General features: G+C 59.7%; 2 protein-coding genes. One reads left to right on the top strand and one right to left on the bottom strand.

Features of this window, described 5'->3' with window-relative positions; all coding sequences use genetic code 11:
* Window positions 1-338: DUF255 domain-containing protein (locus tag WB650_RS23245; RefSeq protein WP_423962225.1), on the bottom strand; the 338-nt coding region annotated here is incomplete at its 3' end.
* Window positions 339-395: 57 nt separating this feature from the next.
* Between WB650_RS23245 and WB650_RS23240 the strand changes: the two genes are divergently transcribed.
* A complete protein-coding gene (locus WB650_RS23240; RefSeq protein ID WP_422301714.1) occupies window positions 396-2,183 on the top strand; it encodes an ArnT family glycosyltransferase in 1,788 nt (595 codons plus the stop codon).
* Window positions 2,184-2,300: the final 117 nt, after the last annotated feature.

Genomic DNA, 2,300 nt, shown 5'->3' with positions numbered 1-2,300 from the left:
CCCGTGATGAGTTGCACCGCGTCCATGTAAATCTGATCGAGGTCTGGCCGCTCTTCGCGATCGACTTTAATCGGGACGAAGTTCTCATTGATCAGCCGCGCGATCGCATCGTTCTCGAACGACTCCCGCTCCATCACGTGGCACCAGTGGCACGCCGAGTAACCGATCGACAGCATGATCGGCTTGTTCTCGGCCTTCGCGCGATCCAGCGCCTCCGGCCCCCACGCATACCAGTCCACGGGATTGTGCGCATGCTGGCGCAGGTACGGACTCTGCTCGTTGATCAGCCGGTTCGGCTTGCGGCCGGGATGACTCTCGGGATTTTTTGCCTGGCTCATGAATCTCGTTCCATCCTATCTGCCTCGCCGCGCTCTGTCATTCCGATCGATGCGCATATGGCAGAGCATCGAGCGCGCCAGTTACAATTCGCTGCTATGGCCTCCGCTTCCGCACCGCGCGACTCCGCCACGCTGCCGCATCCGGTCCCTGACGATTCGGGATTCCGTCTGCGTGCCGGCCTGGTGCTGGTTCTCGCCGTGATTCTCTTCTTCGCCCGCCTCGGTGCGCGAGCGCTGTGGTCGTCGGAATTTCGGTGGGCCGAAATTGCACGCGAGATGCTGGTGACGCACAACTATTTCTGGCCGACGATTAACGGTCACGTCTATTACGACAAGCCGCTCGGCTCGTACTGGCTCGTAATTTTTTCGACACCGTTCACCGGCGGCCTCAACGAGGCAGCAACGCGCCTACCCAGCGCGATCGCCGGACTCCTCGCAGTGGCGCTACTGATGCTCCTCGTGCGACGCCTCTACGACGCTCGCACTGCGATACTCTCCGGCGTCATCCTCGCAACGTGTTTCAGCTTCGTATTCTTTTCGCGCGACGCGAGCGCCGACGTCGAAACTATAACCGGCGAGCTCGCCGCGCTGTTGCTATTCAATCACAACGAAGAGCGCGGCCGCGGGATGTGGGTCGTCGGCCTGTGGCTGATAATGGCGGCGACATCGCTCACCAAAGGCCTGCTCGGATTCGCGCTGCCGCTATTGGTAATCGGCGCATACTCATGCCTGCGTGACGGCTGGTCACAGTTTTTTCAAGAAATTCTCCACGGCTCGTTGGCCGATCGCATCAGAAAACTCGTCGAACGAAATCGATGGTTCTTCAACTGGTACACAGTCGCCGGCATCGCGGTTGGCGGCTTCGTATACTACCTGCCGTTCGAAATCTCGGCGCGCATGATGGGCACGCAAAAAGGCCTCGCGATGGTGTATCGCGAAAACGTCGTGCGATTCTTCCATCCGTTCGACCATCGCGGGCCGATCTATCTCTATGTCTACGTCATCTTCGGCCTCATGGCGCCGTGGTCTGCACTCTTGCCCGCGGCCCTGGTCGAGACGCACACGCTGCGGTGCGCCAATGCCGAGCCGGCACGCGCAGACAGATTCGCGTTGGTCTATTTCTGGGCGACGTTCATATTTTTCACGCTGTCGGGATCGCGCCGCAGCTACTACATCCTGCCGATTCTCCCCGCTGCAGCAATCCTGGTAGCCCGAACTCTCGCGTACCCCGGCGAACTTCGCTCGATGATCGCGCGCCGGCTGCTGACCGTCGGCTATGCGATCGTCGCATTCGCCGCAGTTGCCGGTATCGTCCTGTTGATTCCCGCCTGGGCGATTCTGCCGAGTCCTTATGATGCGCTCCCGGATTTGCCGGCGAAGCCTGCGTTCATCGTGTTCTGGATCGTCTCGGTCGTCGCCGTCATATATACAATTCGCAAATTCAGCCCGTATCGCATCGCGATTTCGATGGGCGTCATCGCATATCTCGCGATGACCTACATTTATATCTTCGCAATGCCTGCGGCGGAGGCTTACCGCGGTGAGAAGCCATTCGGCTACGCGGTGTTGAACAAAATTGGCGGATCGACTGACCACCTCGTCCTGTTCAAGACCGAGGGACCGCTGTTTTATCTCAACCCGCCCAAGCCGCTCCCTGAACTCGATGATAAGCAGGACCTGCAGGACGCGATTGCAAAAGGGGACGCGAAATGGATGATCGTCCGCCGGCGCGACATGCCCAAGCTCGACACTCCTACCACGATCGAGCTCAGCGAGGCGTCATATCCGTGGGAGACGGATTACAATTTCCGAAACAAGGTAGTGCTCGTCCGGCTGGGCAATTGATGGAATAGAGTTGCTGGAATAGAAGTGGCGCAGGCCGCCGTGCCCGCGATTCAATCCTGTGGTTCCATCGCTCTGATGGCCCCGAATTCAGCCGCGGGCACGGCGGCCCGCGCCACT

This window comes from Binatus sp. (SeqCode) (assembly GCF_049584895.1).
Classification (GTDB): Bacteria; Desulfobacterota; Binatia; order Binatales; family Binataceae; genus Binatus.
The sequence above is the reverse complement of the archived record's forward strand: the minus strand, read 5'-3'. Positions and strand labels throughout refer to the sequence as shown.

Coding starts and splice junctions, on each gene's coding strand:
- WB650_RS23240 (WP_422301714.1), top strand. CDS start 396: ATGGCAGAGCATCGAGCGCGCCAGTTACAATTCGCTGCTATGGCCTCC.